The 24250-nt window shown below is 55.2% G+C and carries 22 protein-coding genes; 11 read left to right on the top strand and 11 right to left on the bottom strand.

The genetic code is table 11. The annotated features are described in order from the left end of the window. Positions 1-125: 125 nt before the first annotated feature. Positions 126-1295 (top strand): hypothetical protein, encoded by a 1170-nt coding sequence (locus Y71_RS03135; RefSeq protein ID WP_007370010.1) that lies wholly within the window; start codon positions 126-128, stop codon positions 1293-1295. Between the two features lie 35 nt (positions 1296-1330). Here Y71_RS03135 and Y71_RS03130 read toward each other — a convergent pair whose 3' ends face one another. Further along, positions 1331-2101 carry a siderophore-interacting protein gene (locus tag Y71_RS03130; RefSeq protein ID WP_007370009.1) on the bottom strand — a complete coding sequence of 257 codons (771 nt, stop codon included), beginning with the start codon at positions 2099-2101 and terminating at the stop codon, positions 1331-1333. A gap of 235 nt (positions 2102-2336) precedes the next feature. Here Y71_RS03130 and Y71_RS03125 point away from each other — a divergent pair, with 235 nt between their 5' ends. Then, entirely contained in the window at positions 2337-2858 is a 522-nt protein-coding gene (locus Y71_RS03125) for a PadR family transcriptional regulator (protein ID WP_007370008.1), read from the top strand. Here Y71_RS03125 and Y71_RS03120 read toward each other — a convergent pair. Continuing rightward, complete coding sequence (locus Y71_RS03120; protein ID WP_035887869.1) at positions 2855-4417, bottom strand: methyl-accepting chemotaxis protein; 1563 nt, start codon at positions 4415-4417, stop codon at positions 2855-2857. The two genes, Y71_RS03125 and Y71_RS03120, sit on opposite strands and share 4 nt — an antisense overlap. Before the next feature lie 447 nt (positions 4418-4864). After that, positions 4865-6385 (bottom strand): methyl-accepting chemotaxis protein, encoded by a 1521-nt coding sequence (locus Y71_RS03115; RefSeq protein ID WP_071921575.1) that lies wholly within the window; start codon positions 6383-6385, stop codon positions 4865-4867. Between the two features lie 431 nt (positions 6386-6816). On the opposite strand from Y71_RS03115, the gene ygjG reads away from it, so the two are divergent. Beyond that, on the top strand, positions 6817-8196 hold the full coding sequence (gene ygjG, locus Y71_RS03110; protein WP_172745712.1) for a putrescine aminotransferase: 1380 nt from the start codon (positions 6817-6819) through the stop codon (positions 8194-8196). A gap of 87 nt (positions 8197-8283) precedes the next feature. On the opposite strand, the gene lsrG is transcribed toward ygjG, so the two are convergent. Then, a complete protein-coding gene (lsrG, locus tag Y71_RS03105; protein ID WP_007370002.1) occupies positions 8284-8577 on the bottom strand; it encodes a (4S)-4-hydroxy-5-phosphonooxypentane-2,3-dione isomerase in 294 nt (97 codons plus the stop codon). Next, positions 8574-9461, bottom strand: a complete 888-nt coding sequence (gene lsrF / locus Y71_RS03100) for a 3-hydroxy-5-phosphonooxypentane-2,4-dione thiolase (RefSeq protein ID WP_007370001.1) — start codon at positions 9459-9461, stop codon at positions 8574-8576. The genes lsrG and lsrF overlap by 4 nt, the downstream gene beginning before the upstream one ends. 139 nt (positions 9462-9600) lie before the next feature. Here lsrF and lsrK point away from each other — a divergent pair, with 139 nt between their 5' ends. Both lsrK and Y71_RS03090 read left to right on the top strand, forming a co-directional pair. After that, positions 9601-11175: an autoinducer-2 kinase gene (gene lsrK, locus Y71_RS03095; RefSeq protein WP_035887873.1), complete on the top strand. Its 1575-nt coding sequence runs from the start codon at positions 9601-9603 to the stop codon at positions 11173-11175. A gap of 155 nt (positions 11176-11330) precedes the next feature. Next, positions 11331-13352: an NADPH-dependent 2,4-dienoyl-CoA reductase gene (locus tag Y71_RS03090; protein ID WP_007369998.1), complete on the top strand. Its 2022-nt coding sequence runs from the start codon at positions 11331-11333 to the stop codon at positions 13350-13352. 91 nt (positions 13353-13443) lie between these two features. On the opposite strand, the gene rlmG is transcribed toward Y71_RS03090, so the two are convergent. Next, complete coding sequence (gene rlmG / locus Y71_RS03085) at positions 13444-14571, bottom strand: 23S rRNA (guanine(1835)-N(2))-methyltransferase RlmG (protein WP_007369997.1); 1128 nt, start codon at positions 14569-14571, stop codon at positions 13444-13446. 70 nt (positions 14572-14641) lie between these two features. Between rlmG and Y71_RS03080 the strand changes: the two genes are divergently transcribed. The 4 genes from Y71_RS03080 to Y71_RS03065 all read left to right on the top strand — a co-directional run bounded on the left by Y71_RS03080 (position 14642) and on the right by Y71_RS03065 (position 17778). Beyond that, complete coding sequence (locus Y71_RS03080; protein ID WP_007369996.1) at positions 14642-15133, top strand: M48 metallopeptidase family protein; 492 nt, start codon at positions 14642-14644, stop codon at positions 15131-15133. Between the two features lie 69 nt (positions 15134-15202). Next, on the top strand, positions 15203-15682 hold the full coding sequence (locus Y71_RS03075) for an Lrp/AsnC family transcriptional regulator (RefSeq protein ID WP_007369995.1): 480 nt from the start codon (positions 15203-15205) through the stop codon (positions 15680-15682). 251 nt (positions 15683-15933) lie between these two features. Next, positions 15934-16548, top strand: coding sequence for a YitT family protein (locus Y71_RS03070; RefSeq protein ID WP_007369994.1), 615 nt, complete (start codon positions 15934-15936; stop codon positions 16546-16548). Positions 16549-16584: 36 nt separating this feature from the next. After that, entirely contained in the window at positions 16585-17778 is a 1194-nt protein-coding gene (locus Y71_RS03065) for an amino acid aminotransferase (RefSeq protein WP_007369993.1), read from the top strand. Between the two features lie 37 nt (positions 17779-17815). Here the strand turns inward: Y71_RS03065 and Y71_RS03060 are convergent, their stop codons facing one another. Genes Y71_RS03060 through Y71_RS03040 form a run of 5 tightly spaced genes read right to left on the bottom strand, consistent with a single transcriptional unit; the run spans position 17816 to position 21556 of the window. Beyond that, positions 17816-18577, bottom strand: a complete 762-nt coding sequence (locus Y71_RS03060) for an SDR family NAD(P)-dependent oxidoreductase (protein WP_007369992.1) — start codon at positions 18575-18577, stop codon at positions 17816-17818. 2 nt (positions 18578-18579) lie between these two features. Beyond that, a complete protein-coding gene (locus tag Y71_RS03055) occupies positions 18580-19038 on the bottom strand; it encodes an S-ribosylhomocysteine lyase (protein WP_007369991.1) in 459 nt (152 codons plus the stop codon). A gap of 16 nt (positions 19039-19054) precedes the next feature. Further along, entirely contained in the window at positions 19055-19732 is a 678-nt protein-coding gene (locus tag Y71_RS03050) for a methionine ABC transporter permease (RefSeq protein WP_007369990.1), read from the bottom strand. Further along, complete coding sequence (locus tag Y71_RS03045) at positions 19725-20732, bottom strand: methionine ABC transporter ATP-binding protein (RefSeq protein WP_007369989.1); 1008 nt, start codon at positions 20730-20732, stop codon at positions 19725-19727. Before Y71_RS03045 ends, Y71_RS03050 begins: the two co-directional genes overlap by 8 nt. A gap of 8 nt (positions 20733-20740) precedes the next feature. After that, entirely contained in the window at positions 20741-21556 is an 816-nt protein-coding gene (locus tag Y71_RS03040) for a MetQ/NlpA family ABC transporter substrate-binding protein (RefSeq protein ID WP_035887889.1), read from the bottom strand. 196 nt (positions 21557-21752) lie between these two features. Between Y71_RS03040 and Y71_RS03035 the strand changes: the two genes are divergently transcribed. After that, positions 21753-22934, top strand: a complete 1182-nt coding sequence (locus Y71_RS03035) for an aminotransferase class I/II-fold pyridoxal phosphate-dependent enzyme (RefSeq protein ID WP_007369986.1) — start codon at positions 21753-21755, stop codon at positions 22932-22934. Between the two features lie 94 nt (positions 22935-23028). Further along, complete coding sequence (locus Y71_RS03030) at positions 23029-24027, top strand: Gfo/Idh/MocA family protein (RefSeq protein WP_007369985.1); 999 nt, start codon at positions 23029-23031, stop codon at positions 24025-24027. The last annotated feature ends 223 nt before the right edge of the window (positions 24028-24250 follow it).

The raw sequence follows: 24250 nt of genomic DNA, 5'->3' as shown, positions 1-24250 counted from the left end.
CTAACGCATTGAAATATGTCCAATGTAATATGGATGCAGACTATTGCGATATTCACATCTATAGTCCAGATTTGATGAATAACCACACCCCCTTAATAAACTCTTAAGCGCTTTGACGAAACGCCATGAACAAACCTATAAAACGGCTTGAAATCATCAAATACGCCATCGAACTGGAGGATGACGGCATCATCCTCAGTCAGCTTCCTTTGTTGAAAAATGAAGTTACGGATCCGGAGTTAGCGTTTATCGTCCATGCGCTTGAAGAGAAGAATTACAGCGAAGCGATGCGCGCCATAACGAACTGGTTGCAAAGCCAGCGTTCCGTCGTAAGCTGGCAGGATCCGCAAGTGGCCGCCAGTAAGCTGGAACTGAAAGCCCTGGAAGAACAACTGCGCGAACTGATTGATAAACGCAACGCGCGCATCCAGCTGCTCGACGAGTTCAACGATCTCTACTTAACCCGCCTTGGGCCGCTGATGTCACAGATCCTGCGCCTGCGCAAAACCCTGGCAGAAGCCGCCGTTCGCCGCCAGGAAGCGGAAGCGCGCCGTCGCGAAGCCGATTATTTGCGTTGCCAGAAGTATCTGTCGCAGGCGGTGGAAGTGCTGGTTACCTTGACGCAGCGCTGGCAAAGTATGCCGCCGCACTCATTGCAGGCTGCCGAAGCACGTAAACATCTGCAACAGCAAAGCGAGTTGATAGCCTCGTTGCTGGCCGAAGCGCAGGAGCTGGAACGCGGTCTTACGCGTGAAGAAGAACCGGCACGCCAGGCGCGTGACGAAGCGCGTCAGGAATACGAGAGCTATCAGGAACAGCAGCACGATGCCGAAAAACGTTTCAGCTTCGAGCAGAAGATGTCAGAGGATGAGCGTCACGAGCTGAAGCGCCTGTGGCGCCAGGCCAGCAAACTCTGCCACCCGGATCTGGTGGACAACGATTTAAAAAATGAAGCGCACGGCATGATGGTGCAGCTCAACCAGGCGCGCCAGCGCGGCGATCTTAGCGCTATCCGTGCCATTCTGACCCGCCTGCAGAAAGGGCTGGAGCCGCTGATGGCAAGCGATCGTTTAAACGATCTGCAGCGCCTGCGTCAGCGTATTGCTGAAGTGAAGCAGCATATTGCCAGCCTGATTGAAGAGCTGGCAACGCTCGAGAAAGAGGAGTCCTGGCAACTTGTGTCGTCGCTGGGCGATCGGGAAACCTACTTCCGCCAGCAGGAAAAAGCGCTGGGTGAAATTCGCCAGACGCTGGAGCAGCAAGTCAGCGAAGCCGAATACGACGAAGTGGCCTGAAAGCAGCAAGCCCGGTGAAATACCGGGCTTCGTCATTATTTCTTGTGCCAGTACGCCTGCGCACGCACCCGTTGCTGATCGATATTGTCGGTCGCATAGCGCTCCATCAGCGATTTCACCACCTCACCTTCCCCGGTCAGCCAGATAAAATAGTCCTCATCGGCGACGGTCAGCGAAGCCAGTTTATCGTGCAGCGCCTGCGGGTTATGGCCAACCACCCATTGAATATCAAAGCCGCTCAGATGCGCCAGATAATCCTGATACGCCGCATCGGCAACCGTCACCACTGCCGTCACCTTCGGGCGAACTGCGAGCAGGCTTAGCGCTTCCAGACGGCGACGCAGCGCAGGCATACCGGATTCATCGCACACATAGAGTTGCCAGGCATAATCTTCCGGCACCACCAGCGAACCGCGCGGCCCGCCGATCGTCAGTGTATCCCCAGCCTGCGCATTCACCGCCCAGTGGCTCGCCACGCCGCCGTCGTGAATATAGAAATCCACCACCAGTTCGTGCCGGCTGGCGTCATAGATCGGCGTGTAATCGCGGGATGCCGGGCGTGGTCCATCGCCCCAAACGATGCCTTCGTCAGTCACCGTCGGCGGTACAAAGTGCGATCCCGGCTGCGGAAAGAAGACTTTTGTGTGATCGTCAAAACCGCGCGACGTAAAGCCTTCCAGTTGTTCACCGCCCAGCACAATGCGCTGAAAACCACTGCCAGCGCGTTCCGCGCGCAGAACAGTTAACTCGCGAAAGCGCAGTTCATTGCGTACGCGTTGGGGATAACGTGGAGAATGAGTTGTCATAATCGGCCTTCGTGAAAGTGAATACGATATATCTAAATGTTGTGCAAATGATAATGATTGTTGATTGCGCAGAAGACAAGGAATTTTTATGATATAAACACAGGGAAAGCACCGATTGCCAAAGCATAAAATAATTTCTTTTATTATCAATAAAATAAAAAAATCCTCACTCCAGCACTGTCTAAACAGTTAATTTAGATATAAATTAGATATATCAATTTATCAGGAGTACAGCATGCGCCATCATCACGAACGGACCGACCGCGAACATCCGCACCACGGCGGCGGACGACGCCAGCGCTTTTTTGGTCACGGTGAGTTACGTCTGGTCATCCTCTACTTGCTGAGCAGCAACGCCAGCCACGGCTATGAGTTGATCAAAGCCATCGAATCCCTGACTCAGGGCAACTATACGCCCAGCCCTGGCGTGATTTATCCCACGCTCGATTACCTGCAAGAGCAGGGGTTCATTACCGTTGGCGATGAAGAGAATGGGCGCAGAACTATTGCGATAACGCCGCAGGGTTTGCGCTGGCTGGAAGAGAGCCAGGCGCAGATTGCGGAGATTCAGGAACGCATCCGGGTGCGTAACGTCGGTTATCAGCTACGCAGAAACCCGCAAATGAAGCGGGCGCTGGATAACTTTAAAGCAGTGCTGGATTTACGGGTAAATCAGGGGGAACTCAGCGCCGCACAGCTTAAGCAGATAATTGGCATTATCGACCGCGCGGCGCTGGATATTTCACAACTCGATTAAGCCATTTCTGGCGTATCGCGCAGACGGAAGACCTGAACCAGTTCGCGCAGGTGCAGCGCCTGATCGTTCAGGGCCGCCGCCGCCGCAACCGACTCCTCCACCAGGCTGGAGTTCTGCTGGGTGGTTGAGTCAATCAGGCCAATGGCGCTATTAATCTGCGAAATGCCATCGGTCTGTTCGCGGCTCGCCTGGCCGATCTCACGCAGGATCACATCCATCTCCTGCACATTGCTCACCATGCCGTTAATCAACCCACTGGCTTTTTCCACCAGCGCCATCCCTTCACGGGTCTGGCTGGTGGAATTTTCGATCAGATGGCGAATATCATTCGCCGACGAGGCGCTTTTCTGCGCCAGCTGACGAACTTCGCCCGCAACCACCGCAAAACCACGTCCGTGTTCCCCTGCGCGCGCAGCTTCAACGGCTGCGTTCAGCGCGAGGATGTTGGTCTGAAACGCAATGGAATCAATCAGGTTGATAATGTCAGACATCCGGTTTGAGGTGTCGTTAATGACGCGCATCTTCTCCGTGACCTGTTTCATCATCTCGCCGTTATTTTTCACCACTGTCGCTGCGCCCGCGGAAAGCTGCGTGGCTTCTGAGGTGTGATCGGCGGTATTTTTTACCGTGGCGGTGATTTGCTCCATCGATGCTGCAGTCTGTTCCACCGAGCTTGCCTGCTCTTCCGTTCTTGCCGCCAGATCCTGGTTACCGGCAACAATCTGCGCCGCCGCGCTGGAGATACTCTCCGAACCGTTCTGTACCTGATGAACAATCTCCACGAGGCGCTCTTTCATCTCCATTAATGCCTGTAGCAGAACCCCCGTTTCGTCGCGGTGGTGTGAGTCGATCGAGCGGGTCAAATCGCCATTAGCAATGGCTTCTGCGAAGGTGACAGCCTCACGCAATGGACGCGTGATCATACGGACAATGATCCAGCCGATCAGGCTGCCGAAGCCAATGCTCAAGACTGCGAGCAGAATGAGGATCAAGCGGCTCGCGGCAAAATCGTGCTGCACGACCTCACCCGCCCCTTTCATCTGCGCATCCTGGATAGCAATCAGCTCCAGCACCTTTGCTTTGTAGGCGTTCTGGATATTCACCGTGTTGCTCATCATCTCCTGTATCGCAGCCGCACGATCGTTATTTTTCACGGCGTCGAGGATACGAAAGCGAGAATCAAGGTACTGCTGGCGTACGGTGCGGATTTCAGCAAGGATTTTCTGCGACTTGTCATCATGCAGGTTTTTCGCCAGATCTTCGAGCAACGCGGTAATGTGGCTGCTGATCTCAGAAAGCTGCTTCTGCGACTCGGAGGTCCACTTCCCTTCGCTATCAAGTAGCATCAGTTGCTGAATGCTGACAAAAGAGTTGAAGTTATCGATCAGCTGATTGGCTTTAACAGTGGTTGGATAGTCATCACGCACGATTTCTTGCATTCCATTATTTGCGCGATCCAGGCTGGTGAGTGACATTGAGGAACTCACCACCATCAACACAATAAAAAAGCCGAACGCCAGAAATAATTTCGTGCCTATTTTTACATTATGTAAAAACATATTTTCTCCATGGGTTTGATTATTTTACCGACGAAAGTGTCGGGCGCTTAACCCTAAAGGCCCGCTTAAGTCCCTGGCGCAAATTAAACATATGCAGCCAAAACACGTTATCGGTAACCAAATCGCTAACTTTATGAGTTTGATCGTTTTTTTAATTATTTATTGATGAATCTGATAGTTAATAACTATTAATCGCTGTTTATCGATCGTTATATTCTCGAGAAGAATGATTTGCGCAACATATATTAATGCCACTTAAATGAATTTAATTCATGATTAAACAGAAAGGTGTGAAATATATTAATGGCCCATATCAACAACAATAAATTAATAATATTTTAACAAAAAACAAAAAATATAATTACATATGCGTATAGATATTTACTCTGGAGAGATAAAAAAACCGCCACGGCATTACATGGCGGTTTTTAATAGGGCAACAAAACATTAATGCAAAACGGATACAGCGTCCTGCAGGCGGCCTGCGCGATGTTTCACCATCGCCGAGACGGTAGCACTTTCTTCTACTAAACCGGCATTCTTCTGGGTGATTGCATCCAGCTCAGCGACCGCACGCGTCAGATCGGAAAGCCCGTCAACCTGTTCGGAAGTGGAGCGGCTAATCTGCCCAATCAGCGACGTCACGTTCTGTACCTGGCTGACAATATCTTCCATCGTACGGCCAGCGGCATGCACCTGATCGTAACCCGACTGCACTTTGCTGGCGCTGGCATCGATAAGCTTACGGATGTCGTTTGCCGCGCTGGCGCTGCGGCTGGCGAGATGGCGAACTTCACCCGCCACCACAGCAAAGCCTTTACCCTGCTCCCCGGCCCGCGCCGCTTCCACCGCCGCGTTCAGTGCGAGGATATTGGTCTGGAAAGCAATGTCGTTAATCAGCGTCGTAATGGAGCCGATACGTTGCGTGCTGTCGGCAATCTCATCCATGGTTTTCACCACCGTCTCCATCGCTTTACCGCCGTGGGTTGCTGCGCTGCTGGCGGAACTGGAGAGCTGATCGGCTGCCGAAGCAGTTTCCGAGTTAGTTTGCAGTGATGCCGCCATCTGGCTCATGGTCGCCACTGTCTGCTGCACATTCACCACGGTTTGGCGGGTGCGTTCATTCAAATCATCATTGCCTTTCGCCAGCGTCTCGCTGCCGTTAAGCACGCTGTTAACCTGGCCAGAAACATCATTGATCAACCAGCGGCACATCAGCCCAAGCTGGCCGATGGCGCGTAACGTCAGCCCGAGTTCATCACTACGGTTCAGCGGCTGTATGCTGTTGCTCTCGCCGGTAGCCACGCTGAGCGCCTGCCGGGCAACATTCTCCGCCGGACGGACAATCTGCCATTCAACAGCCATACAGCCCACCAGCATCGCCAGCGTACCGATCGCCAGCGCCATCCCGCCTGCGCCACTCAGCCACAGCCCGGCCATCTGCGCAAGCCACAGCAGCGACACCACGCTGCGCGTACGCCAGCGCAGCGATAAGGAAGCGAGTTTCCCCCACCAGCCTTTGCTGATCACCAACCCTTTATGCACCCGTTTATTACAGCGCCCTTCATTCAGGGCCTTGTACAACGGTTCAACCGCGGCAATCTCCTCATCGGTCGCCTGGGTACGAATCGACATATAGCCGATAGTCTTACCGTTGCGCACCATCGGTATGGCGTTAGCGCGCACCCAGTAGTGATCGCCATTCTTGCGGCGGTTTTTCACCACACCGCTCCACGGCTCGCCCTGTTTGAGGGTGTACCACATATCGGCAAATGCCGCTTTGGGCATATCAGGATGCCGCACCACGTTATGGGGCTGGTCGAGCAGTTCGCCCAGGGTGTAACCGCTGGCATGGATAAAAGCATCGTTCGCGTGAGTAATGTAGCTTTGCTGGTCAGTCGTTGACATCAGAGTTGTATCAGCATCCAGCATAAAACGCTGCTGGCTGACATAAGGAGGAGAAGACATGGTTGCGTCCTGTGCGGGTTATATTGCTGTTAAAAATTGGTGCGAATGTTATTTCGGCGATAATGAATTTATCTTTAGATGTTAAATTTGATTTAGATCGCAATTCGCAATAAAACCCTGGTTTTTATGGGTTCGTTAACTCTCTGATTTTAATAGTTTCACTATGTTACCACTAAATGGCCTTAACATAATTGCTCCATCATCGCGCATTAAGCGCACCATATTGGCGCAACGCCGCGATAACCCGGCTAAATACGTACAACTTTTAATCACAAAAGATACAAAATATTAACGTAGCGGCATGATTAAATTTTGTACGCTCGCGTTTTCCCCTGGTGTTTATCCCGATTTCACCTGCCCACGCCGATGTGGCGCAATCCCTGCAATACTTAAATCGGTATCATGTGATACGCCAGCCCCCGGAGGCCATTTTGAACAGGTTACCTTCCAGCGCATCGGCATTAGCGTGCAGCGCTCACGCCCTGAATCTCATTGAGAAGCGAACGCTTGATCATGAGGAGATGAAAGCATTAAACCGAGAGGTAGTGGATTACTTTAAAGAGCATGTCAATCCGGGGTTTTTGGAGTACCGCAAATCTGTTACCGCCGGCGGGGATTACGGAGCCGTAGAGTGGCAAGCGAGCAGTCTTAATACGCTTGTCGACACCCAGGGACAGGAGTTTTTAGATTGCCTGGGTGGTTTTGGAATATTTAATGTGGGGCACCGTAATCCAGTTGTGGTTTCCGCCGTACAGAATCAACTCGCCAAACAACCTCTTCATAGTCAGGAACTGCTCGACCCACTGCGGGCGATGCTGGCAAAAACGCTGGCGGCCCTTGCGCCAGGCAAACTGAAATACAGCTTCTTTAGTAATAGCGGGACGGAATCCGTCGAAGCCGCCCTGAAACTCGCCAAGGCGTACCAGTCGCCGCGCGGCAAATTCACCTTTGTCGCGACCAGCGGCGCGTTTCATGGCAAATCATTAGGCGCGCTGTCCGCGACCGCAAAATCCACCTTCCGCAAACCCTTTATGCCGCTGCTGCCGGGCTTTCGCCACGTGCCGTTCGGCGATATCGAGGCAATGCGTACCCTGCTTAGCGAATGCCGTAAAACCGGCGACGATGTGGCGGCGGTGATCCTGGAACCTATTCAGGGTGAAGGCGGCGTGATCCTGCCGCCGGTCGGTTATCTGCCTGCAGTTCGCAAGCTGTGCGACGAGTTTGGCGCACTGTTGATCCTCGACGAAGTGCAAACCGGCATGGGCCGCACCGGTAAAATGTTCGCCTGTGAACATGAAAACGTGCAGCCGGACATTCTGTGCCTCGCCAAAGCACTGGGCGGCGGCGTGATGCCGATTGGCGCGACGATCGCCACGGAAGAGGTTTTCTCTGTGTTGTTTGATAACCCGTTCCTGCATACCACCACCTTTGGCGGTAACCCTCTGGCCTGTGCAGCGGCGCTGGCGACCATCAATGTGTTGCTGGAGGAGAACCTCCCGGCGCAGGCGGAGCAGAAAGGCGATATGTTGCTGGATGGCTTCCTGGCGCTGGCGCGCGCGTACCCGGATTTGGTACACACCGCGCGGGGTCGTGGCATGCTGATGGCTATCGAATTTGTCGATAACGAAACAGGTTACAACTTCGCCAGCGAAATGTTCCGCCAGCGCGTGCTGGTTGCCGGAACGCTCAACAACGCGAAAACCATTCGCATCGAACCGCCGCTGACACTGACCATTGAGCAGTGTGAGCAGGTGCTGAAAGCGGCAAGCAATGCGCTGGCAGCGCTGCGGGTGGCGGTAAACGCTGAGTAATCCGGTGCCCGGTAGCGTCCGCGCTTACCGGGCCTGCAAATCATGAATGCCGGTGAGGCAACGGTGCTCTCCGGCATTTTTTTGATGCTATTCCGGCAGCAAACCAATGAAACTGCGTTTTTTGCGCGGCTCGGACATCAGCGCCTCCAGCTTCTCCACGCACGCCAGATAATGCGGTGTCTTCTTATGCGCCTCAACAGCCGCATCATCCTGATAGGCCTCGTAAATAAAAAAGCGGGTCTTCACTTTGGGATCCTGCAACACATCAAAACGCAGATTGCCCGGCTCGCGGATTGCGCCTTCATGATTGGCGCGAAACACGTGCAAAAAATCCTCCACGCAATCGGGTTTAATATTGATTTCCACCAGCGTCACATTCATGGTTGCTCTCCTTGTTTTTCTTCCAGCCAGAACTGATAAGCCTCATGGGCGCTCATATTGTCGTGAACCACTTTTTTCACCGCTTTCAGCATGGCGAGCGGCGCGCTGGACTGGAAGATGTTGCGCCCCATATCCACGCCGGATGCGCCCTGATCGATGGCGCGGAAACACATCTCCAGCGCCTCCTGCTCCGGCAATTTCTTGCCGCCAGCAATCACAATCGGCACCGGGCAACTGGCGGTGACTTTTTCAAACCCCTGCTCCACAAAATAGGTTTTCACAAACTGCGCGCCCATTTCAGCGGCGATACGGCTGGCAAGCGAGAAATAACGGGCATCGCGCGTCATCTCTTTACCAACGCCGGTCACCGCAAGCACCGGAATACCATAGCGGCTCCCCGCATCGACAAGCTTGATAACGTTGCCGATTGACTGATGTTCATATTCGCTGCCGATATACACCTGTGCCGCTACGGCCGATACATTCAGGCGCAGCGCATCTTCCATCGCCACCGCGACGCATTCATGGGAAAGCTCCGTCAGCATCGAATTCCCGCCGGAGGCGCGCAGCACCACGGGTTTGTTAGTGGCCGGAGGCACCACGCTGCGTAAGATCCCCCGCGTACACATCAGCACATCCGTTTCACCAAACAGCGGCGCAAGGGAGAGATCGATACGTTCAAGCCCGGTGGTTGGCCCCTGAAAGTATCCGTGATCGAAGGCCAGCATTACCGTGCGATTGCTCTTCGGGTTAAAGATCCTTGCCAGTCGCGACTGCATGCCCCAGTCCAGCGCGCCGCAACCTTTCAGAGTAAAGGGCACATTCTGTTGCGGTATGCCAACGCCAAAATCCTTCCCCTCTTTGTGATCGTCCAGGTCCGCCATCTCTCCTCCCGCGCAAAGCTGTGATTGAACTATTGATTTTGTGATTGAAGATTGTTCAAAAGCGTAGGCGCTGAACTATATTTTCGACCATACGAGGATCACAGTTTTATCTATAACGCTGGTCGAGGGGGCCAAACCCATGAGTTACCTGATGGCACTGGATGCAGGAACCGGCAGCATTCGCGCAGTGATCTTCGACTTATCCGGGCGGCAAATCGCCGCCGGCCAGGCCGAATGGAAACACCTGAGCATCGAAAACGTGCCGGGATCAATGGAGTTCGATCTCGACAGCAACTGGCAACTCGCCTGCCAGTGCATCCGCAAGGCGCTGGACAGCGCGGGCCTGAGTGGTGCCGATATTCAGTCCATCGCCTGCTGCTCAATGCGTGAAGGCATTGTGCTCTACGATCGCAACGGTGATGCCATCTGGGCCTGCGCCAATGTCGATTCCCGCGCCAGCCACGAAGTGGCTGAGCTCAAAGAGATCCACGACTGGCAGTTTGAATCCGAAGTCTACAGCGTCTCCGGGCAGACGCTGGCGCTCAGCGCCATGCCGCGCCTGCTGTGGCTGGCGCACCATCGTCCCGATATCTACCGCGATACCGCGACCATGACCATGATCAGCGACTGGCTGGCGTCACGCCTCTCCGGCTGGCTGGCGGTCGATCCTTCCAACGCCGGAACCACCGGCATGCTGGATCTCTTCACCCGCGACTGGCGACCAGAGCTGCTGGATATGGCCGGGCTGCGCGCGGATCTTCTGTCGCCGGTGAAAGAGACCGGCAGCCTGCTCGGCGAAGTGACGCAGCAGGCGGCACAAGAGTGCGGGCTGCGCGAAGGAACGCCCGTGATCATGGGCGGCGGAGATGTGCAGCTTGGCTGCCTCGGGCTTGGCGTGGTTCGCGCCGGGCAAACTGCGGTGCTCGGTGGCACATTCTGGCAGCAGGTGGTTAATCTGCCGCAGGTGCGTACCGATCCGGAGATGAATATCCGCGTGAATCCGCATGTGATCCCCGGCATGGCGCAGGCGGAATCCATCAGCTTTTTTACCGGGCTGACCATGCGCTGGTTCCGCGACGCGTTCTGCGCGGAAGAGAAGCTGATCGCCGAACGTCTCGGCACCGATGCGTATCACCTGCTGGAAGAGATGGCCAGCCGGGTACCCGCCGGTTCGTGGGGCGTGATGCCAATCTTCTCCGACGCTATGCATTTTAAGCAGTGGTATCACGCTGCGCCGTCGTTTATTAACCTCTCCATCGATGCGGAAAAATGCAATAAAGCCACGCTGTTTCGCGCGCTGGAAGAGAATGCCGCCATCGTCTCGGCCTGTAACCTGGCGCAGATCTCACGCTTCTCCGGCGTGCAATTCGACAGCCTGGTGTTCGCTGGCGGCGGCGCAAAAGGGGCGCTGTGGAGCCAGATTTTAAGTGACGTTACCGGCCTGCCGGTACGCGTGCCGGAAGTGAAAGAGGCCACTGCGCTGGGCTGCGCAATTGCGGCCGGTTTCGGTGCCGGGCTGTATGACGACATGGCGGCAACCGGCGAGCGGCTGGTGCGCTGGAGCCAGACCTACATGCCAAACCCGGCGCATCGAGAGCTGTACGACAACATGATGCTGAAGTGGCAAAAAATCTATGCCGATCAGCTGGGTCTGGTCGATAGCGGGCTGACGACATCAATGTGGCGCGCGCCCGGCCTTGCGGAAAAAGCCTGACGTCCCTTCTCACCTGGCCCCCTTCCCTGCGGGAAGCGGGGTCACTATTTTGAATCCCATCACAATCATTACCTCCCGCTTTTCCCTTTTTGACGGCGACGGCTAAAGTAGAACTCATCCGACCACATAACAATAATTTTACACTGGAAGCGCGCATGAGCCATTACCCATCGTTATTCGCCCCACTCGATCTGGGCTTTACCACATTGAAAAACCGTGTGCTGATGGGATCGATGCACACCGGTCTGGAGGAGCGCCCGGACGGCGCTGAACGGCTGGCGGCCTTCTACGCGGAACGCGCACGCCACGGCGTAGCGCTGATTGTGACGGGCGGAGTCGCGCCTGCGCTCTCCGGCGTGACGATGGAGGGCGGTGCTGTGTTGCAGGATGCCAGCCAGCTTCCACATCATCGGCTGATCACCGATGCCGTGCATCAGGAAGGCGGCAAAATCGCGCTACAAATTCTGCATACCGGCCGTTACAGCTATCAGCCGCATCTGGTGGCGCCCTCGGCGTTACAGGCGCCGATTAACCGCTTTACGCCGCATGCCCTGAGCCACGACGAGATCCTCGCGCTGATCGATGACTTCGCCCATTGCGCGCAACTGGCGCAGCAGGCCGGTTATGATGGCGTGGAAATTATGGGCTCCGAAGGCTATCTGATTAATGAATTCCTCGCCGCCCGCACCAACCAGCGGGAAGATGAATGGGGAGGCGATGAAGCCCGCCGCCGCCGTTTTGCGCTGGACGTGGTGCGCAAGATGCGTGAACGGGTCGGCCGCGAGTTTATTATTATTTACCGTCTGTCGATGCTGGATCTGGTCGAAGGCGGCGGCACGCTGGAACAGACCATCACGCTGGCGCAGGCAGTCGAAGCGGCAGGCGCGAACCTCATTAATACCGGCATCGGCTGGCATGAAGCGCGGATCCCGACGATCGCCACGCCGGTTCCGCGCGGAGCCTTTAGCTGGGTGACGCGCAAACTGAAAGGGAAAGTGGGCATTCCACTGGTCACCACTAACCGCATCAACGATCCGCAGGTTGCCGAAACGATCCTGAGTAACGGCGATGCTGATATGGTGTCGATGGCGCGTCCGTTCCTTGCCGATGCCGAGCTACTTTCTAAAGCGCAAAGTGGTCGCGCAGATGAGATCAACACCTGTATCGGGTGCAACCAGGCGTGCCTCGATCAGATCTTCGTCGGCAAGGTAACCTCCTGCCTGGTCAACCCGCGCGCCTGCCATGAAACGCAAATGCCGGTACTTCCGGCATTACGCAAGAAAAACCTTGCCGTTGTCGGCGCTGGTCCCGCCGGGCTGGCGTTTGCCGTGAATGCCGCGGCACGCGGGCACAGCGTGACGCTGTTTGACGCCCAGGCGGAGATCGGCGGGCAGTTTAACGTTGCCAAACAGATCCCCGGCAAAGAGGAGTTTTACGAAACCCTGCGCTACTACCGGCGCATGCTTGAACTGACAGGCGTGGCGCTGTGCCTGAACCAGCGCGTCGATCCTTCGATGCTGATGCTTTTCGATGAGGTGATCCTCGCCTGCGGTATTGAACCGCGCATTCCGCCGATCGCAGGCATCGATCATCCTAAGGTGCTGAGCTACCTCGACGTGCTGCGCGACAAAGCCCCGGTAGGCGAAAGTGTGGCGATCATCGGCTGTGGCGGGATCGGTTTTGATACCGCAATGTATTTAAGCCAGCCTGGCGAACCGACCAGCCAGAACATTGCCGAGTTTTGCGTGGAATGGGGGATCGACACCAGCCTGAAGGAAGTCGGCGGGTTGCGCCCGGAAGGGCCGCAACTGGCGAAAAGCCCGCGGCGCATTGTGATGCTGCAACGTAAAGCCGGTAAGCCGGGAGAAAATCTGGGTAAAACGACCGGCTGGATCCATCGCGCTACGCTGCTGTCACGCGGGGTGAAAATGATCCCGTCGGTCAGTTATCAGAAGATCGATGATGCCGGGCTGCACCTGTTGGTTGGTGGCGAACCGCAACTGTTGGCGGTGGATAATATCGTGATCTGCGCCGGTCAGGAGCCAAAGCGCGAGCTGGCGGAACCGCTGCGTGAGGCGGGCAAAATAGTGCATCTGATTGGCGGCTGCGATGTGGCGCTGGAGCTGGACGCTCGCCGGGCGATTGCCCAGGGCACCACGCTGGCGCTGGAGATTTAATTGGCGGCTTCGCCTTACCCGGCCTGGAACCGCGGCAAACATCGCATGCCTGATAAGCGAAGCGCCATCAGGCATGCGGTTCATTCAACCGTTAGCGCTTCTTACGCACTTTCACTGCTTTAAGGATCACGAATTTGTTGTTCGTCGCGATCGTTTCGCAGTTACCAAATACGCGCTTCAGCTTGCGGAAGTAATCCAGGTGGCGGTTGCCGACAATCCGCAGCTCGCCGCCATATTTCAGGCAAAAGCGCGCATCATTAAACATCTGCCAGGCAATATGATCGGTGATGGCGCTTTGTTGATGAAACGGCGGGTTGCACAGCACCGCATCAAAACGATCCGGCTCAATCCCGGCGAGCGAGTTGTTGATCATAAAGTCGCTGCGCGCGCTCGCTTCCGGGAGATTGCTTTCCACATTCAGCCGCGCGGATGCCACAGCCATTGCCGACTCATCGGCAAACAGCACGCGGCCAGGGTTTTGCGCCAGCAGTTGCAGGCCAATCACCCCGTTGCCGCAGCCGAGATCCACCATCTCGCCTTCTATCCCTTCCGGCAGATGTTGCAGGAAGAAGCGCGCGCCGATATCCAGCCCGCTGCGTGAAAAGACATTGGCATGATTATGGATAGTCCAGTCGGTGCCATCCAGCTTCCAGCTGGCGAGCTGCAACCCACTGGCGAGCGCAGGCGCAGTAAAAGTGCAGTTGATCAAACGCGCCTTTTTCCATGCCAGCGTGGTCGTCGTTGGGCCAAGAATTTTCTCGAACAGCGCCAGCGTCGAATTGTGAATATCGCGCGCTTTCGCCCCGGCGATAATCCGCGTATTCGGCGTCACCACATCGCGCAGCGCGAACAATTGTTGCTCCAGCAGCGCCAGTTGTTTCGGGACTTTGATCAGCACCAGCGCCGGGTTGGCAGGCAGCGGGCTAAGGCTGTCTTGCAGCGTGACGGCGTTTTCATCCATCGCATTGATACGCAGATTATGCTGCGTCGCTAATTCGGCAATGTACGAATCATTAATGCAGACCGGGTGATGCTCCGCCAGCGCGCAGGCCAGCGCACCGAAGCTGTCGTTAAAGATCAGAACCGGGCCTTCGACCTCATTCACCTGTTGCAGCAGATATTCGTCCGCCGCGTCCCACGCCTGTAATGACGCCTCTTCCACGCCGACAGGAAAGCGGTCTAAAGTAAATGATTGTCCGTTTAACTCAACCTGGCTCATCGCCCCTCCGAAGTGCTAAAATTCGCGCGTTTTATCGCTTAATTATCCGGAGATGTAAACACATTTCGCCATGAACACGCTTACCTACCTTCAGGGCTATCCTGAATCCCTGCTGGCGCAGGTAACCACGCTTATTGAACAGAACCGGCTGGGCGAGGTGCTGCAAAAACGCTATCCGCTCAGCCATGACATCACCACCGATAAAGCGCTGTATCAGTACACGCAGGAGATGAAAAACCAGTATCTGCGTAACGCCGCGCCGGTCAATAAAGTGATGTATGACAGCAAAATTCATGTGCTGAATAATGCGCTCGGCCTGCATACGGCAGTCTCGCGCGTGCAGGGCGGCAAACTAAAGGCGAAAGCGGAAATCCGCGTAGCGACAGTGTTTCGCGAAGCGCCGGAAGCGTTCCTGCGGATGATTGTGGTGCATGAGCTGGCGCATCTGAAAGAGAAAGATCACAACAAAGCGTTCTATCAACTCTGCTGCCATATGGAGCCGCAATACCACCAGCTTGAGTTTGATACCCGCCTGTGGCTGACGCACCTGGCGCTGAAATAATCCCGCCTTTGCACCGGGCAAAAAACTGGTAGTCTGTTAGCCACTCTTTTTTGTCCGCCAGGCAGACCTATGTACAACATTGATGACTTCGATCTGAAGATCCTGACGCTGCTACAGTCCAACGGCCGTTTAACCAACCAGGAGCTGAGCGAGCTGATTGGCCTCTCCGCCTCGCAGTGTTCCCGCCGCCGTATTGCGCTGGAACAGGCACAGTTGATTCTCGGTTATCACGCAAGACTCGCGCCGGATGCCGCAGGCCAGGAGATGCTGGGCCTGATCGAGGTGCGTCTGCTGAACCATACGCCGGAGTGCGTGGCGAGCTTTCATCAGATGGTCAGCGGCGTGGATGCAATCATTGACGCCTATAAAACGACCGGTGACGCGGATTATTTACTCAAAGTGGCGGTTGCCGATCTGCCGGGGTTAAACCACTTAATTAGCGGTATCCTCGCGCAAAATAAAAGCGTCGCGCATCTGAAAACCTCGGTGGTGCTGAATCGCCTGAAAGAGAACGGTTTGCTGATGCCAGGCAGCAGCGCATTGCCCTAAAATGGGGCATAACGCCTTTTTTTGGTGCGACGCGGCGATATTTTCACGCATAAATCATAGCTAATGCGCACACATCACCCGAAAGTAACGCCATATACGCACGTAACGTGCAAAATTCTCTTTTCCGACATTTCAAGATGTTAGCGAGTGTGTCGTCGGTTTATTCGCCATTAGCGCTTCGCAACCCTGCCATCTGGTGTATTTATTGCAGGTGATACTTATCTTTATCACTGAAATAATTGTGCACACTTATGGATAACGTCCTTACCCCAAATAAACTCGCCCATAGCTGGCTGGAAGATGCGCTGGCGCTGCTGTTTGGTACGCTGATGATCTCTTTTGGCGTCGTGCTGTTTCGTCAGTCCGGCGCGCTGACCGGCGGGACGGCAGGGCTGGCGTTTTTGATCCACTACACCACCCATGTTTCGTTTGGCGTGGCGTTCTTCCTGATTAACCTGCCGTTTTACTGGCTTTCCGTGCGCCGCATGGGCGCGCAGTTTACGTTGAAGACCTTCTGCGCGGTGGCGATGGTATCGCTCTTTTCCGATCTGCATGGCCGCTTTATTCATATCGATCAGCTCAATCCGTTCTACGCCACGCTGTTTGGCAACATCATGATGGGTATTGGTTTTGTGGTGCTGTTCCGCCATAAAGCCAGCCTCGGCGGCATGAATATTCTGGCGCTCTGGCTTCAGGAAAAGAGTGGCATCCGCGCCGGGAAATTCCAGATGGTGGTGGATGCCTGCATCGTCACCGCTTCGCTGTTTGTGGTGAATTGGCCGATGCTGGTGGTGTCGGTTGTCGGCGCAACCATCCTCAATTTGATTATCGCCATGAACCACCGCCCCGGACGCTACGCGGTGTAATGGATTGAACCTCTGACCAACCCCAGGAGTTGTAACGTGTTCCAGAATGTTGATGCCTATGCGGGCGATCCGATCCTCTCTCTGATGGAAGCGTTCCATCAGGATAACCGTAGCGACAAGGTCAATCTCAGTATCGGTCTTTATTACAATGAGCAGGCGATCATTCCGCGCCTCAAGGCCGTACAGCAGGCGGAAGAGCGCCTGCAAAGCCAGCCGCAAAGCGCCAGCCTCTATCTGCCGATGGAAGGTTTTGCGCCTTACCGCAGTGCAGTGCAAACGCTGCTGTTCGGTGAGTTACATCCGGCGCTGCGTGCCGGGCGTATCGCAGCCATCCAGACGCTGGGCGGTTCCGGAGCGCTGAAAGTGGGTGCGGACTTTCTGAAAAGCTACTTCCCGGATTCCGAAGTCTGGGTCAGCGATCCGACCTGGGAAAACCATATCGCGATTTTCGCCGGTGCCGGGTTCACGGTGCATAGCTATCCCTACTTTGATAACGCCAGCCGCGGCGTCGATTTCGCAGCTCTGCTCGCCACGCTGAAAACGCTGCCGCCGCGCAGTATCGTGCTGTTGCATCCTTGCTGCCATAACCCAACCGGGGCGGATCTGACGCGTAACCAGTGGGATCAGGTCATTGAAGTGCTGATTGCCCGCGAACTGATCCCGTTCCTCGACATCGCCTATCAAGGCTTTGGCGCCGGGCTGGATGACGATGCCTATGCCATTCGCGCCATTGCCAGCGCCGGTTTGCCTGCGCTGGTCAGCAACTCGTTCTCGAAAATCTTCTCACTCTATGGCGAGCGCGTCGGCGGATTGTCAGTAGTGTGTGAAGATGCGGACGCCGCCGCCCGCGTGCTTGGGCAGCTTAAAGCCACGGTGCGTCGCAACTACTCAAGCCCGCCTAATTTCGGCGCACAGGTGGTTTCGCTGGTGCTTAACGACCCGCAACTGAATGTACTCTGGCGTGCTGAAGTGGAAGCGATGCGTACCCGTATCAGCGAGATGCGTCACGCGCTGGTGGCGGCGCTGAAAACCGCGTTACCGCAGCAGGATTTCAGCTTCCTGCTAAACCAGCGCGGCATGTTCAGTTACACCGGTTTTAGCCCTGAGCAGGTGGAAAAACTGCGTGAAATATTTGGCGTCTATCTGATCGCCAGCGGCCGGGTTTGCATGGCGGGGCTGAACCACCACAATATCGCCCGCGTGGCGCAGGCGTTCGCCGCCGTTCAATAATCCCTGGCGGGTTCCGCAAGGACGCGGAACCCGGCTTTTAATGCATGGTCATGCCACCGGTGACATTGATGGCCTGCCCGGTCATATACGAGGCTAAAGGACTGGCGAGAAAGGCGACCACGTTGGCGACATCCAGCGGCTGCGCCGTGCGCCCGAGCAGCACTTGCGAACAATCTTCTGCGTAGATATCTTCCGCCGTTAAACCGCGCAAAACCGCACCTTCGCGGCGTTCGCGCCACTTCATTTCGGTCTCAACAATACCGGGGCAAACGGCGTTCACCAGAATGTTATGCCGCGCCAGTTCGATAGCCATCACCCGCGTCAGCCCCAGCACCGCATGCTTGGTGGCGACATATTGCCCCATCAACCGGTAACCGTTTTTCCCGGCCTGCGACGCAATATTGATGATGCGCCCGGCGGATTGCGGTTTCATCACGCGGATCGCCGCTTCTGACAGGTAACTCAGCCCCTTAACATTGATGTCCAGCAGCCGCTGCCAGTCGCTGTCGCGCATTGCATCTACCGGACTCATCGCCGAAACGCCGCAACTATTGACCAGAATATCCACCCCGCCAAACGTACTCATCGCAGCGTCGATCAAGGCCTCCGCCTGCGGACGCGAAGCCACATCGCAGGGTTGCAGCAGATAGCGTGAATGCAATTGTGCGGCTGTCGCAGCGATATCGCCGACAACAACATTCGCGCCGCCATGATGCAGCAGATCGGCAATCGCTTTGCCGATCCCCTGTAACCCACCGCTCACCACGGCGGTTTGCCCGCTAAAGTCGAGGGCAATCATGGTTAGTTACGCCGGAACGGGTCATCGCTGATCCCGGCGTCAAGCACCTGTTTTGCGTACTCCCGCGCCGAGAAAAGCGAATGGTCGCGATAGTTGCCACAGGCCAGCGGCGTCACAGCCGGAACATCGGTCGCGTCAAGTACGCGGCGCAGGACGCGCGTCAGAGCGGCAGCCACATCGGCAGGTTTGTGCTCATCCCACAGGATCAGGTAGAAACCGGTGCGGCAGCCCATCGGCGAAATATCGATAATGCGGTCCAGCTCCTCGCGCAGGCCAAAGGCCAGCAGATGCTCCAGCGTGTGCAGCGCCGCCGTGGGAATGGCGTCGGTATTCGGTTGCAGCAAACGCAAATCAAACTTTTGCACCACGCTGCCCAGCGCGTGACGTTCAACACCAGCAACGCGAACGTAAGGGGCTTTTACTTTGGTGTGGTCGAGCGTAAAGCTTTCAACAACAGGCATGATTTTCTCCTCAGGGTTACCGCGACGACTCGCGGCGCAGACGGCGCGCCAGGCGGGTGCCGAGGGTCTGGATTAACTGCACAATGACAATCAGAACAAGGGCGGTCACCAGCGTGGCAAACGCATCAAAACGCTGGTAACCGTAAGTAATGGCGAGATCGCCGATACCGCCGCCGCCGACCGTTCCGGCCATCGCGGTGGCGCCCAGCAGGCCAATGGTGGCGGTCGTTAATGCGAGGACCAGCGAAGAGGCGGCTTCCGGCAGCATAAAGTGCCAGATCGTTTGCAACGGAGAAGCGCCCATCGCATCCGCCGCTTCCAGAATGCCGTCATCAATATCCAGCAGTGAGCTCTCCACCAGCCGCGAAATATACGGGGCGATAAAGACAATCAGCGGCACAATCGCCCCGGCAGTACCGATGGTGGTGCCAACCAGCAAACGGGTGAAAGGCAGAATGGTGATCAGCAAAATGATAAAAGGCAGCGAGCGCACGACGTTGATCACCGGGTTTAGCACCTGATGAACCACGCGATTAGGCACAATGCCGCCGGGTCGGCAAATCACCAGTACAATTCCCAGCGGAATGCCGAGCAGGGAGCCAAACCCTAACGACACGCACACCATCACCAGCGTGTCATGCAGCGCCAGCACAAACTGGTCGCCGGTTACGGCAGTATCAAATAACTCAAACATCGCTGATTTTTACCCCCGCCTCGTGAAGATCGGCAATCGCGCTCGTTATCGCCGCGTCATCTCCCTGAATTTGCACAATCATAAAACCGATAATGCGGTTCTGGACTTCTGACATGCTGGCAAAAAGGATATTGATTTCAATCGTATAACTTTTAATGATGCGGTTGATGATCGGCTGTTGCGCGGTGCTGCCGACAAACTCCAGCCGCAACCCGCGCCCGTGCGCCTGAAGTAATGCATCAACGCGCGCCGGAAGCCGGTCATGGATCACCGACTGCACAAAGCTGGCGGTTACGGCGTGACGGGGTTCAGCAAACAACGTAAACACCTCGCCGTGCTCCACGACCCGGCCCCGCTCCATCACCGCCACTTTGTTGCAAATCTTTTGCACCACTGACATTTCATGGGTAATCAACACGATAGTGATGCCATAGCGCTGATTGATCTCTTTCAGTAGCAGCAGGATCTGCACGGTGGTGTGCGGATCCAGCGCCGAGGTCGCTTCGTCGCACAGCAGCACTGAAGGGTTGGTTGCCAGCGCACGGGCGATGCCAACGCGCTGTTTCTGCCCGCCGGATAACTCGTCCGGATAGCTGTGCGCCTTGTCGCCAAGGCTGACGAAATCAAGCAGTTCCGTAACACGCGCCTGAATAAAAGCTTTATCTTTGCCTTGCAGAATCAACGGGATGGCCACGTTATGGAAAACGGTTTTCGCATTCAGCAAATTAAAATTCTGAAAGATCATGCCGATGTTTTTTTTGATCGCCTGCAAGCGCTTTCCGGTTACGCCCTGCAACGATTCGCCATTCAGCACGACATCGCCTTTCCCTGGCGATTCAAGACGATTGATTAAACGTAGCAAGGTACTTTTCCCTGCACCGCTGTAACCAATAATCCCGAAAATATCGCCCTTTTCAATTTTCAGCGTAATGTTATCCAGCGCCTGGATTTGGTGGCCGTTACGCGCAAAGGTTTTACTGACGTTACGAAACTCAATCATCGGATTATTTATTTAAAGTAATCAGGCAACAGATAGCCGCTATATTGCGATTGTCCGTGAATATAATTTTTAAATTCGGCCGAGTGATAGCCAGCAATAATATCTTTGGCAAACTGCGCATCTTTATTTTTGCCCGCGATGGTCACCACATTAATAAAGTTGCTGGTGGGATCTTCCAGTTTTAATGCCGAAGCCAGTTTCATTCCGCTGGAGACCGCAAAATTCCCCTGAATTAATCCATAATCCACATCCGGCAGGGCGCGAACCTGCTGGGCGTTATCCATCTCTTTCAACACGATTTTATACGGGTTTTCGCTGATATTGCGCTGGGAGAAGGTTGCCGGATCGCTCTTTGGATCGATCTTTATCCAGCCCAGGCTTTGCAGCACCAGCGCGGCGCGATACTCGTTCGAGGGCTGATTCGGTACCGATACCGTGGTGCCCGCTTCGGGTTTCACCAGTTGTTTTATCTTCGCGGAATAGAGGCCCATCGGCGGCGTTGGCACCTGCACAATGCCGATATTATCGATGCCTAACCGTTCATTCACCGATTTTAGATACACCGGATGCTGCATGATATTGGCTTCAATATTCCCGCGCGCCACCGCATCATTCACCTGAATACCGTCGCTAAAATCTTTAAATTCGACGGTGTAGCCTTTGGCCTGCAGGAAAGGGACAACACCTTTTTCAAACTGTTCTTTATAAGGCCCAGGGTTAAAACCCACGCGGATGAGTTTGGTTTGTGCATCCGCCGCCAGCGCCAGCGAAGAGGAAGTGGCTAATAATGCAAAGATAACACCCAATATGACTGGCCTGCTCATTAATAATGTCCCCATCAGAGTAAATTTCGATCTGATTAAATCACAGGCGATATATTTTTATTTTGCTTTTTTGTCATAACGATAATTGCCCACAGAATATTCAAAAAATAAAAAAACATTGCCGCTTTTATTCTTTAGCGAATCCGCCATTTGCTGTTATGCCATAGGGAATAATGGATACTATGTTGAGCAAACTATGCCTGATTTTTCCCCTTCACCGTTGATCGATGCGCTGGAAGAGAACCTGTTTAGCGCGCTGGAAAAGGTGGCGGCAACCATTGATACCGCCGCGTTGCCGCTCGTGGATCTCTCCAGCGGCAGCCCTGGGCAACCCACACCGCCGGAAATCATTGCCCGCCTGCAACACGCCGTTGCCGACGAGCAGAACCACGGTTATCCCTCGTTCTGGGGCAAGACACAGGTGCGCCAGGCGATTGCCGATTTTTACCAGCAACGTTATGGCGTCGAACTGGATCCGGGGCGGGAAGTGGCAGTTTTTCAGGGATCACATATCGGCGTCAGCGGTCTGCCGCGCGCGCTGCTCAAGCCCGGGCAATACCTGATCTCCACCGATCCTTGTTACCCCATTTATCGCTCAGCCGCGCTACAGGCACAGGCTCGCTTTTATGGCATCCCGCTGGAGGAAGCCGATGACTTTTTACCGGACTTCAGCCGCGTGCCCGCCGATGTCGCCCGTCATGCCGGTTTGTTGATGCTCAATTATCCGCACAACCCCACCGGCGCGCTGGCCACGCCAGCGTTGTTCTCGGCGGCGCTCGATTTCGCCCGCGAATACCATATTCCGGTGGTGCATGATTTTGCCTATGCGGCGATTGGCAGCCACGCGGAAGAAGCGCCATTAAGCCTGCTGGCGATGCCCGGCGCTAAAGCGTGGGGTGTAGAGACCTATACGCTGTCGAAAACCTTCAGCATGGCAGGCTGGCGCTTTGGTTTTGCCGTCGGCAATGCATCTGTCATTCAGGCGTTTAAAAAGCTGCATACCCACAGCTACAGCACCGTTTTTGGTGCGGTACAGGATGCGGCAATCGCGGCGTTAGCGCTGCCGCCACAGCGTACGCAGCAACTGGTGGCGGTTTACCATCAGCGACGCAAATGGGTGCTGGAAATGCTGGCCGCGATGTCATGGCCGGTACACGCAAGGCAAGGCACGTTTTTTCTCTGGCTGCCCGTACCTGCGGGCTTTAACGCCGCTACGTTTTCCGCTTTACTGCTCAACGAGGCGCATGTGCTGGTTGCGCCGGGTTCAGGCTTTGGTAAAGGAGGCGAGCAGTTTATTCGTATCAGCCTGACGGCCAGCGATGAGGCGCTCGAAACCGCGCTTTCGCGTATTGCTGCGCTGCGTCTCTTCCCCGGTTGAGGCCATTTGTGCTTCTGCGTAGCAGTGCACTGGTTTTGTCATTATGACGTGGTAGAGTGCACAAATACCCCCTTTACGGAGAAATTGCGCCCTTATGATACGTTTCGCTGTCATAGGTACAAACTGGATCACCCGCCAGTTTGTCGACGCCGCCCATGAGACGGGCAAATATAAACTCACCGCCGTTTTTTCCCGCAGCCTTGAACAGGCGCAAACGTTCGCCAACGACTACCCGGTAGAACATCTGTTTACCTCTCTGGAAGAGATGGCGAAAAGCGATGCCATTGATGCGGTGTATATTGCCAGCCCGAACTCTCTGCATTTCCCGCAGACCCGGCTGTTTCTGAGCCACAAAAAGCATGTGATCTGTGAAAAACCGCTGGCCTCGAACTTACAGGAAGTCGAAGCGGCGATTGCCTGTGCGCGGGAAAATCAGGTGGTGCTGTTTGAAGCCTTCAAAACCGCCAGCCTGCCGAACTTCATCCTGCTGAAACAGTCGCTGACGAAAGTGGGCAAAGTGCGAAAAGCCTTTATCAACTACTGCCAGTACTCTTCGCGCTACCAGCGTTATCTGGATGGCGAAAACCCGAATACCTTTAATCCGGCGTTCTCTAACGGTTCGATTATGGATATCGGCTTCTACTGCCTGGCATCTGCGGTAGCGCTGTGGGGCGAGCCGCACAGCGTACAGGCCACCGCCAGCCTGCTCGACAGCGGCGTTGATGCGCACGGCGTGGTGGTGATGGATTACGGCGATTTCAGCGTTACGCTGCAACACTCGAAAGTGAGCGACTCCGTTTTGCCAAGCGAGATCCAGGGTGAAGCCGGTTCGCTGGTGGTGGAAAAGATCTCCGAATGCCAGAAAGTGTCGTTCGTGCCGCGCGGCAGTAAAGCGCAGGAGCTGACGCAGCCGCAGCATATCAACACCATGCTCTATGAAGCGGAGACCTTTGCGCGGCTGGTGGAAGAGAATGAGATCAACCATCCGGGGCTGGCTATCAGCCGTACCACGGCCAAACTGCAAACGGAAATCCGCCGTCAGACCGGCGTGAAATTCCCGGCAGATGACGTTGGCGTCGAACTCACTGCGTAAAGGTTCGTAAACCAGGCAAGCCGAATCATTGACGGCACGAATAGACTGACATATTTTGTTACTCGCAAAGGGGAGTAACTTCATTGCCGGTGGATCGTCATTACGATGCGTTATTGCATCCGGTCGCCGGGCGTCTTCGCAGACGTAAGTGAGACCTTGCCGGAAGGCGAGACTCCCTGCATCTAAAGCAAGCGGCTGACGTCTTTCGACGTTAGCCGTTTTT

This window comes from Kosakonia radicincitans DSM 16656, assembly GCF_000280495.2.
In the GTDB taxonomy this organism is placed as follows: Bacteria; Pseudomonadota; Gammaproteobacteria; order Enterobacterales; family Enterobacteriaceae; genus Kosakonia; species Kosakonia radicincitans.
Note: the sequence above shows the minus strand (reverse complement) of the source record. Positions and strands in the feature narration are given on the sequence as shown.

Coding starts and splice junctions, on each gene's coding strand:
- Y71_RS03135 (WP_007370010.1), top strand. CDS start 126: ATGAACAAACCTATAAAACGGCTTGAAATCATCAAATACGCCATCGAA.
- Y71_RS03130 (WP_007370009.1), bottom strand. CDS start 2,101: ATGACAACTCATTCTCCACGTTATCCCCAACGCGTACGCAATGAACTG.
- Y71_RS03125 (WP_007370008.1), top strand. CDS start 2,337: ATGCGCCATCATCACGAACGGACCGACCGCGAACATCCGCACCACGGC.
- Y71_RS03120 (WP_035887869.1), bottom strand. CDS start 4,417: ATGTTTTTACATAATGTAAAAATAGGCACGAAATTATTTCTGGCGTTC.
- Y71_RS03115 (WP_071921575.1), bottom strand. CDS start 6,385: ATGTCTTCTCCTCCTTATGTCAGCCAGCAGCGTTTTATGCTGGATGCT.
- lsrG (WP_007370002.1), bottom strand. CDS start 8,577: ATGAATGTGACGCTGGTGGAAATCAATATTAAACCCGATTGCGTGGAG.
- lsrF (WP_007370001.1), bottom strand. CDS start 9,461: ATGGCGGACCTGGACGATCACAAAGAGGGGAAGGATTTTGGCGTTGGC.
- lsrK (WP_035887873.1), top strand. CDS start 9,601: ATGAGTTACCTGATGGCACTGGATGCAGGAACCGGCAGCATTCGCGCA.
- Y71_RS03090 (WP_007369998.1), top strand. CDS start 11,331: ATGAGCCATTACCCATCGTTATTCGCCCCACTCGATCTGGGCTTTACC.
- rlmG (WP_007369997.1), bottom strand. CDS start 14,571: ATGAGCCAGGTTGAGTTAAACGGACAATCATTTACTTTAGACCGCTTT.
- Y71_RS03080 (WP_007369996.1), top strand. CDS start 14,642: ATGAACACGCTTACCTACCTTCAGGGCTATCCTGAATCCCTGCTGGCG.
- Y71_RS03075 (WP_007369995.1), top strand. CDS start 15,203: ATGTACAACATTGATGACTTCGATCTGAAGATCCTGACGCTGCTACAG.
- Y71_RS03070 (WP_007369994.1), top strand. CDS start 15,934: ATGGATAACGTCCTTACCCCAAATAAACTCGCCCATAGCTGGCTGGAA.
- Y71_RS03060 (WP_007369992.1), bottom strand. CDS start 18,577: ATGATTGCCCTCGACTTTAGCGGGCAAACCGCCGTGGTGAGCGGTGGG.
- Y71_RS03055 (WP_007369991.1), bottom strand. CDS start 19,038: ATGCCTGTTGTTGAAAGCTTTACGCTCGACCACACCAAAGTAAAAGCC.
- Y71_RS03050 (WP_007369990.1), bottom strand. CDS start 19,732: ATGTTTGAGTTATTTGATACTGCCGTAACCGGCGACCAGTTTGTGCTG.
- Y71_RS03045 (WP_007369989.1), bottom strand. CDS start 20,732: ATGATTGAGTTTCGTAACGTCAGTAAAACCTTTGCGCGTAACGGCCAC.
- Y71_RS03040 (WP_035887889.1), bottom strand. CDS start 21,556: ATGAGCAGGCCAGTCATATTGGGTGTTATCTTTGCATTATTAGCCACT.
- Y71_RS03035 (WP_007369986.1), top strand. CDS start 21,753: ATGCCTGATTTTTCCCCTTCACCGTTGATCGATGCGCTGGAAGAGAAC.
- Y71_RS03030 (WP_007369985.1), top strand. CDS start 23,029: ATGATACGTTTCGCTGTCATAGGTACAAACTGGATCACCCGCCAGTTT.